Annotated in this window: 8 protein-coding genes and 1 pseudogene; 7 read left to right on the top strand and 2 right to left on the bottom strand. The window is 72.8% G+C overall.

Annotated elements, in window-relative coordinates; genetic code table 11:
- The coding region (gene prcA / locus NBW84_RS02870; protein ID WP_250281416.1) for a proteasome subunit alpha at nucleotides 1-682 on the top strand (682 nt) is incomplete at its 5' end.
- A 157-nt stretch (nucleotides 683-839) separates the two neighbouring features.
- On the opposite strand, the gene NBW84_RS02865 is transcribed toward prcA, so the two are convergent.
- Entirely contained in the window at nucleotides 840-1,580 is a 741-nt protein-coding gene (locus NBW84_RS02865; protein WP_250281414.1) for a dienelactone hydrolase family protein, read from the bottom strand.
- A gap of 286 nt (nucleotides 1,581-1,866) precedes the next feature.
- Between NBW84_RS02865 and pafA the strand changes: the two genes are divergently transcribed.
- The 6 genes from pafA to NBW84_RS02835 all read left to right on the top strand — a co-directional run bounded on the left by pafA (nucleotide 1,867) and on the right by NBW84_RS02835 (nucleotide 7,158).
- Nucleotides 1,867-3,225, top strand: a complete 1,359-nt coding sequence (gene pafA / locus NBW84_RS02860; protein WP_047223534.1) for a Pup--protein ligase — start codon at nucleotides 1,867-1,869, stop codon at nucleotides 3,223-3,225.
- Between the two features lie 13 nt (nucleotides 3,226-3,238).
- A complete protein-coding gene (locus NBW84_RS02855; protein ID WP_250281412.1) occupies nucleotides 3,239-3,772 on the top strand; it encodes an FKBP-type peptidyl-prolyl cis-trans isomerase in 534 nt (177 codons plus the stop codon).
- 257 nt (nucleotides 3,773-4,029) lie between these two features.
- Entirely contained in the window at nucleotides 4,030-5,427 is a 1,398-nt protein-coding gene (locus NBW84_RS02850) for a helix-turn-helix transcriptional regulator (protein WP_250281411.1), read from the top strand.
- Nucleotides 5,424-6,404 (top strand): WYL domain-containing protein, encoded by a 981-nt coding sequence (locus NBW84_RS02845; protein ID WP_250281408.1) that lies wholly within the window; start codon nucleotides 5,424-5,426, stop codon nucleotides 6,402-6,404. The genes NBW84_RS02850 and NBW84_RS02845 overlap by 4 nt, the downstream gene beginning before the upstream one ends.
- Nucleotides 6,405-6,697: 293 nt before the next feature.
- Complete coding sequence (locus NBW84_RS02840; protein WP_250281406.1) at nucleotides 6,698-6,859, top strand: hypothetical protein; 162 nt, start codon at nucleotides 6,698-6,700, stop codon at nucleotides 6,857-6,859.
- A gap of 173 nt (nucleotides 6,860-7,032) precedes the next feature.
- Nucleotides 7,033-7,158 carry a type II toxin-antitoxin system RelE family toxin gene (locus NBW84_RS02835; protein ID WP_250281404.1) on the top strand — a complete coding sequence of 42 codons (126 nt, stop codon included), beginning with the start codon at nucleotides 7,033-7,035 and terminating at the stop codon, nucleotides 7,156-7,158.
- Between the two features lie 182 nt (nucleotides 7,159-7,340).
- Here NBW84_RS02835 and NBW84_RS02830 read toward each other — a convergent pair.
- Nucleotides 7,341-7,502, bottom strand: a pseudogene (locus NBW84_RS02830) (IS5-like element ISMra2 family transposase); the annotation flags it as partial.

Here is a 7,502-nt window from a genome sequence, read left to right as displayed (position 1 = left end):
CCGGGACAGGTCCGAATACGCCCGCAAGGGGATCGCGCGCGGCCGCAGCGTGGTCGTGCGCAGCTACGCCGACGGCATCCTGTTCGTCGCGGAGAACCCCTCGTCCACCCTGCACAAGATCAGTGAGATCTACGACCGGGTCGCCTTCGCCGCGGTCGGCAAGTACAACGAGTTCGAGAACCTGCGGACGGCGGGCGTGCGCATGATGGACGTCCGGGGGTACATGTACGACCGCCGGGACGTCACCGGGCGGGCGCTGGCCAACTTCTACGCCCAGACCCTCGGCACGATCTTCACCGACAGCATCAAGCCGTACGAGGTGGAGATCGTCGTCTCGGAGGTCGGCGAGGACGCCGCCTCCGACCAGATCTACCGGCTGACCTACGACGGGTCGATCGCGGACGAGCGCGGGTTCGTGGCCATCGGCGGGCAGTCCGAGCAGGTCAACACGTCCCTGAAGGAGCATCACGCGGACGCGCAGCCGCTGGCCACGGCGCTGCGGGTCGCCGCGAACGCACTGCGGGCCGGCACGCCCCCGGGCGCCAACGGCGACCGCGTCCTGTCCTCGGCCAACCTCGAGGTGGCGATGCTCGACCGTACCCGTAACCGCCGGCTGTTCAAGCGCATCTCCGGCCCGCAGCTGGACGCGCTGCTGGCCGAGACCGCCGACACCCCGGGCTGACCCGGCGGCCGGCCGCTCTCCCGCCGGCGGCCGAGCAGATCAGCACGCCCCGAGGCGGCGCGATGTCTGTCGCGTGCCGCCTCGGGGGCCTGTACCGGCCCCGAGGCGGCACGCGATTCGTCTGATGTCGCCCGCCGTGGGCTCGGGACGGGCTGGTTCAGCCGGCGGCCACGTGGGCGCGCAGCCAGGCCAGCGTCCGGTTCCAGGCGTCCTCGGCCGCCGCCGGCCGGTGGATCTCGGCGCGGTCGCCACTGTGGAAGGCGTGCCCGGCGCCGGGGTAGCTGACCAGTTCGGTGGGCACCGCCGCCGTGCCCGCGGCCGTCCGCAGCGCGTCGATCTCGTCGACGCTGATCAGCACGTCCTCCTCGCCGTACAGGCCGAGCCATGGCGCGCGCAGCGCCGGCGCGAGCTCCACCAGCGGCGGTATGCCGTCCCAGTACGGCGTGCGCACCCCGCCGCCGTAGAACGACACGGCCGCGCCCACGGCATGGCGGGTGGCGGTGAACAGCGCCACGGTCCCGCCCATGCAGAAGCCGATCACCGCGGTCCGCCCGGGGGCGAGACCGGCGTCGGCGAGATGGGCGAGGCCGGCGTCGACGTCCGTGGTGATGCCGGTGGCGGTCAGGGTGGTCATCTGTCGCGGCGCGGACGGCCAGCTGCCGGCCGGGTCGACCTCGGCGATCCCGTCCCGGTGGTAGAGGTGCGGGGCGACCGCGAGCCAGCCGGCGCCGGCCAGCCGCGCGCACACCGACACCAGATACGGCGTGATCCCCCGCGCGTCCTGGACCACGACCACCCCGCCGTGGGTCGGGCCGTCCGGGCGCGGCGCGACCACCGTGGCGGGGGTGGCGGCGCCCACGGTCGTGACGGCCGCGGAGGGTTCGGGTGTCACTGTCATGTTGGTCGTCCTCTCCCGCCTCCGGCGGATCTCCTGTCCTCGAAAGAGCCGGTCCCCGGATCGCCGTCAGATCGTCCCGGGTCGTCCCCGGGTCGCGCCGTCCGTGCCCTCGACGCGGACGTTACCCGACGCGGGCACGCACCCGGCTCGTCTTGATACTCAAGGCGATGATGCCGCTGCCCTCCGTGTCACGGTGGGCCCCGGCGGGGCCGCGGGCGGCCATCGGTGCGCACGGGTGGGAGCGTCCGCTCACACCAGGGTGGGCGGGCGGCATAGGGTCGTCGGTGTGGATCGCCGCATCTTCGGCCTGGAGAACGAGTACGGGGTCACCTGTGTCTTCCGCGGCCAGCGCAGGCTGTCCCCGGACGAGGTGGCCCGTTATCTCTTCCGCCGGGTCGTCTCCTGGGGCCGTAGCAGCAACGTCTTCCTGAAGAACGGTGCCCGGCTCTATCTCGACGTGGGCAGCCATCCGGAGTACGCCACCCCCGAGTGCGACTCCGTGCCCGACCTCGTCACCCACGACAAGGCCGGCGAGCGCATCCTGGAGGGGCTGCTGGTCGAGGCGGAACGGCGGCTGCGCGAGGAGGGTATCGCCGGCGACATCCACCTGTTCAAGAACAACACCGACTCGGCCGGCAACAGCTACGGCTGCCACGAGAACTACCTGGTGGGGCGGCACGGCGAGTTCAGCCGGCTGGCCGACGTCCTGGTGCCGTTCCTGGTCAGCAGGCAGATCCTGTGCGGGGCGGGCAAGGTCCTACAGACCCCGCGGGGGGCGGTGTACTGCATCTCGCAGCGTGCCGAGCACATCTGGGAGTCGGTGTCGTCGGCGACCACCCGGTCCCGTCCGATCATCAACACCCGGGACGAGCCGCACGCCGACGCCGAGCGGTTCCGCCGCCTGCACGTGATCGTCGGCGACTCGAACATGAGTGAGACCACGATGCTGCTCAAGATCGGATCGACCGATCTGGTCCTGCGCATGATCGAGGCCGGAGTGGTGCTGCGGGACATGTCACTGGAGAACCCCATCCGGGCGATCCGCGAGGTCAGCCACGACATGACCTGCCAGCGCCGGATCAAGCTGGCGAACGGGCGGGAGGCGAGCGCGCTGGAGATCCAGCGCGAGTACTTCACCAAGGCGCAGGAGTTCGTCGAGCGCCGCGGCGGGGACGCGGTCGCCAAGCGCGTCCTGGACCTGTGGGGCCGCACCCTGCTCGCGATCGAGACCGACGACCTGGAGCTGGTCGCCCGCGAGATCGACTGGGTGACCAAGTACGTGCTCATCGACCGGTTCCGGCACCGGCACGGCCTGTCGCTGGCCTCACCCCGGGTGGCCGAGATCGACCTGAAGTACCACGACATCCATCGTGACCGGGGCCTGTACTACCGGATGGAACGTGGTGGGCTGGTGGAACGGGTCAGCCGCGACCTCGACATCTTCGAGGCGAAGTCCGTCCCGCCGCAGACCACCCGGGCCCGGCTGCGTGGTGAGTTCATCAAGCGGGCCCAGGAGAAGCGGCGCGACTTCACCGTTGACTGGGTGCACCTGAAACTGAACGATCAGGCACAGCGTACGGTGCTCTGCAAGGATCCGTTCCGGTCCGTCGACGACCGGGTCGACAAACTCATCGCCAGCATGTGAGGACCACCTACCTGTGACCGTTGTCCCCCGCCTTGGCCGCGGCGTCCGTTTTGTCATACTCTGTTCCATTCTTCTCGCCGCGTTACCCGTCACTCTCACCGCCTGCGGCAGCTCCACCGCACCCGACGGGACGGGCGAACCGCAGCTACCGACAGTGACGGGCGCGGGCAGCCTGTCGGCCAAGCCGACGATCGCGGCCGGCGCCGGCACCCCGCCGGCGACGCTGGTGACCCGCGACCTCGTGGTCGGCACCGGCGCGGCGGCGTCACCGACCAGCACCGTGTCGGTGCAGTACGTCGGCACGCTGTGGGCCAACGGCAAGGAGTTCGACGCCAGCTGGGACCGCGGGGAGCCGTCGATCTTCCCGCTGGACAGCGTCATCCCCGGCTTCCAGCAGGGCATCACCGGGATGCGGATCGGCGGCCGGCGCACGCTCGTGATCCCGCCCGAGCTCGGTTACGGCCCGGCGGACCAGGGGCCGATCCCGGGCGGATCCACCCTGGTCTTCGTCGTCGACCTCGTCGGTGTCCAGGCCAGCGACAGCTGACCGGCACCCCGCCCGGCCGGTCCACGCGGACGCGGACGGACCGGCCAGGCGGGGCAGGCCGGGCAGGCCGCAACGGGCCGCCCGGCTCTTCGGCCACTCGAACGACAGCTGCCGGCCCGGACGTTTCGGACGCACGGCCGACGCTTCACCGCACGGGCTGCCGCGTGGGCGGCGCTGAAGATCCAACAGAGGTGTTCTAGCCTCGTATGGTGTCCCGTCGTCGGCTGGAACGGCTGCTGAACCTGACGATGTGCCTGATGGCCACATCGCGGTTCCTCACCGTGGCCGAGATCGGCGAGCTCGTGGAGGGCTACACCCCCGGCGGCACCGATGACGAGCAGGGGGCGTTCCGCCGCATGTTCGAGCGGGACAAGCAGTACCTGCGCGACATCGGCATCCCGCTGGAGACCGGGTCGGACTCGTACTGGAACGACGAGGTCGGCTACCGCATCCGCCGCGGTGACTACGCGCTGCCGGAGATCTCCCTCGACCCGGACGAGGCCGCCGCCCTCGGCCTCGCCGCCCAGCTGTGGTCCAGCACGGCGCTCGCGGACGCGTCCGCCAGCGCGCTGCGCAAGCTCGCGGCCGGCGGTATCCGCACCCTGCCCGGCCCGGACGGCCTCCCGGGCGTCCCGGGCGGGCTGTCGGGCGGCTTGGAGCCCCGGGTCGCCACCACGGAGCCCGCGTTCGCGCCCTGCCTGGCCGCCGTGCAGGCCGGGCAGGCCATCCGCTTCCCCTACCGCAAGGTGGAGGAGACCGAGCCACGCGAACGCCACGTCGAACCGTGGGGGGTGGTCTCCTGGCGGGGACGCTGGTACCTCGTCGGTCACGACCGTGACCGGCAGGCCCCCCGGGTCTTCCGGCTGTCACGGGTGACCGGCCCCGTGCGGGCGCTCGGGCCGGCGGGCGCGGTCCGCGTCCCCGACGGGGTCGACCTGCGGGCGCTGGTGTCCGCGTCGGCGCCGTCGCCCGAGCTCACCCGCACCGCCGTTCTGCGCATCCGCCCGGGGGCCGGTCACGCGCTGCGCCGGTACGCGCGGATGCTCCCCGACAGCCCACCGCATCCCGTGCCGGGGAGCGGCCCCGCGCCGGGGCGCGCCGGGGACGGCTCCGTCGCCGCGCCGGCCGGCATGGACCGGGTAGAGATCGACTACTCCGACACCGAGCAGGTGGCCAGGTGGATCGCCGGCTACGGCGCGGACGTGCTGGTGGAGCGGCCGGCCCAGCTGCGCGCCGAGGTGGTCCGCCGCCTCACCGACGCCGCCCGGGCCCACGACGGCATCGATCGGCCGCGCCCGGCGGCGAAACCGGCGGACCCGGCCGGTTCCCGGGCGTTCTCCTGCTCCGCGGCCCCGGCATCCCCACCGGCCTCCCCAGCGGCCTCCTCGGTGAAAAAGCCGACCGGGGGACGGAAGAGGCAGCCGACGGCCGTGTCCCCGGGGGAGCCAACCGGGGACACGGTGGTCCCGCCGGTGGTCCCGCCGGTGGTCCCGCCGGTGGTCCCGCCGGTGGTCCCGCCGGTGGTCCAGCCGGTCGCTGACACGGTGGCCAGGGATCCGGCGGTTCCGCCGGTGCCCTCGTCGGCCGGGGCGTCCGACGGGGAAGCGGGCAGGGCGTCCAGCGGGGCGGCGACGCTGCCGGAGAACGTGCCGTGAGCTCGCCGGCGTCCTCCTCCGCGGCCACCGACCGGCTCAGCCGGCTGCTGGCCCTGGTGCCGTGGCTGCGCGCCCATCCCGGGGTGTGCCTCGACGACGCCGCCGCCACCTTCGGGATCACCGTCCGCCAGCTGCGGGACGACCTGGACCTGCTGTTCGTCTGCGGCCTGCCCGGCGGCGCCCCCGGCGACCTGATCGACCTGAGCTACTCCGCCGACCAGATCACCGTCCTCGACCCGCAGACCCTCGACCGCCCGCTGCGGCTGTCCGCGGACGAGGCGATGGCGCTGGTCGTCGCGGCCCGCACCCTCGCCGACGTGCCCGGCCTGTCCGCCCGCGACGCGCTCGACCGGGCGCTGGGCAAGCTCGCGGACGCCGTCGGCACCCTGCCCGCCGACCGGGTCCGCGTCGAGCTCGACGCCCAGGACGACGTCCTGCGGGCCGTCCAGGAGGCGGTGGCCCGCCGCCGGCGGCTGCGCCTGCGCTACCTGGTGTGGTCCCGTGACGAGCTGACCGAACGCGACGTCGACCCGATACGGGTGCTCACCCGGGACGGCCACTGGTACCTGGAGGGCTGGTGCCACCGGTCGGCCGAGGTCCGGCTGTTCCGCCTCGACCGGATCGACGGCCCGGACGGCGTCACCGTCCTCGACACGCCCGCCGACCCACCGCCGCGGGCCCGCCCGCGGGACACCGACGGCCTGTTCCAGCCCGGCCCGGCGCAGACGCTGGTCGTCCTCGAGCTGGAACCGGCCGCGCGCTGGGTCGCCGACCACTACCCGGTCGTCTCCCGCCGTGAGCTCGACGGCGGCCGCCTGCTGGTGGAGCTGCGCGTCTGGGAGCCCGGCTGGCTGCACCGCCTGCTCCTCGGCCTCGGTGACCAGGCCAGAGTCCTCGACCCCCCCGACATCGCCACGGGCATCCACGCCGCCGCCACCCAGGCCCTGGCCGCCTACGGCCTTGACACCCACGAATAGGCCCAGCGCTACGGTCTGTGGGGCTCCGTCCCCGTTGCTCCGCTCCGCTCGACGGCCGCGGATAGGCCCAGCGCTACCCGTCGGGCATGCCGCTCGACGAACACGGCTCACGCTCACCGGTGAGGCGTCGCCTGCCTCGCCTGCCGATCGTCACGTGATGATCGACAGGAGGGGCAGGCCGCTGTCGCGGAGATGTAGGCGTCTCCTCGGCCCTGGTGGTGCCGCGATGGCGGGCGACGGGTTACCGTCAGGTCTATGCCGGACTAGAGATCCGTCCCGGAGGGGGTGAGCGCATGTCGGAGCCGGTGATCGACGTGGTGTACGAGACCACGGACGAGGAGGACGAGTACGACCGTCAGTGCCTGGACGCCGCGCTCGCCGAGGGCGGCGACCCGGTGCCCTTCGATGAGGTGCTGGCCGAGCTCGGGTTCACGCGCGAGGACCTGCTGACCTGAGCGGACGTCGGCGACGGCAGGATGGTCCACTATGCCGCCTGTCGCCTACACCCTCACGTTCGAGCGTGCGGCCATGCGTGCGTCGGGCAAGCTGCCCCATGCCGTTCAGGACCGGCTGCTGCGCGCGACCGCGACGCTGGAACACACCCCGGCGGCCGGTGGGCTGCAGGGCGATGGTGGGCCGGCCCGGGCACTGGCGTATCAGGGTCGGCGACTACCGGGTGATCCACATCATCAACGACCGTGCGCTGCACGTCCTGGTCGTCGAGCTCGGACACCGCCGGGACGTCTACCGCTGATTCCCTTACATGACCTACTGCGTGCAGTACCGTAACGCGGGCTTCCCTCGACTGTGCGATAGGTGAACGTTACCGGGCGTCAGGTACCGGGCAGGTCCGGGCCGTGACCGCTCACCCGGCCTTCCGCAACCGCACCGTCCCGTCCCCGGCGCCGGTGCGGACGGCATGACCGGCCGCGCGGGCCAGGTGCATCCCGGCGGCGTCGTGATGAGCCCGGGCGGTGGTGGAGTCCACGCCGACCACCGACAGGTCCACCTCACCCCGCGCCCCGGCCTGGGCGATCAGACCCTGCAACAGGGCGTCGAAGACACCGGCGTCCCGCCACTGCCGGAACCGGTTGGACA

This window comes from Protofrankia sp. CiP1_Cm_nod2, from assembly GCF_920664355.1.
Lineage (GTDB): Bacteria > Actinomycetota > Actinomycetes > Frankiales > Frankiaceae > Protofrankia.
This window is presented reverse-complemented; position numbering and strand designations above follow the sequence as displayed.

Coding starts and splice junctions, on each gene's coding strand:
- NBW84_RS02850 (WP_250281411.1), top strand. CDS start 4,030: ATGGCCACATCGCGGTTCCTCACCGTGGCCGAGATCGGCGAGCTCGTG.
- NBW84_RS02835 (WP_250281404.1), top strand. CDS start 7,033: ATGGTGGGCCGGCCCGGGCACTGGCGTATCAGGGTCGGCGACTACCGG.
- NBW84_RS02865 (WP_250281414.1), bottom strand. CDS start 1,580: ATGACAGTGACACCCGAACCCTCCGCGGCCGTCACGACCGTGGGCGCC.
- NBW84_RS02840 (WP_250281406.1), top strand. CDS start 6,698: ATGTCGGAGCCGGTGATCGACGTGGTGTACGAGACCACGGACGAGGAG.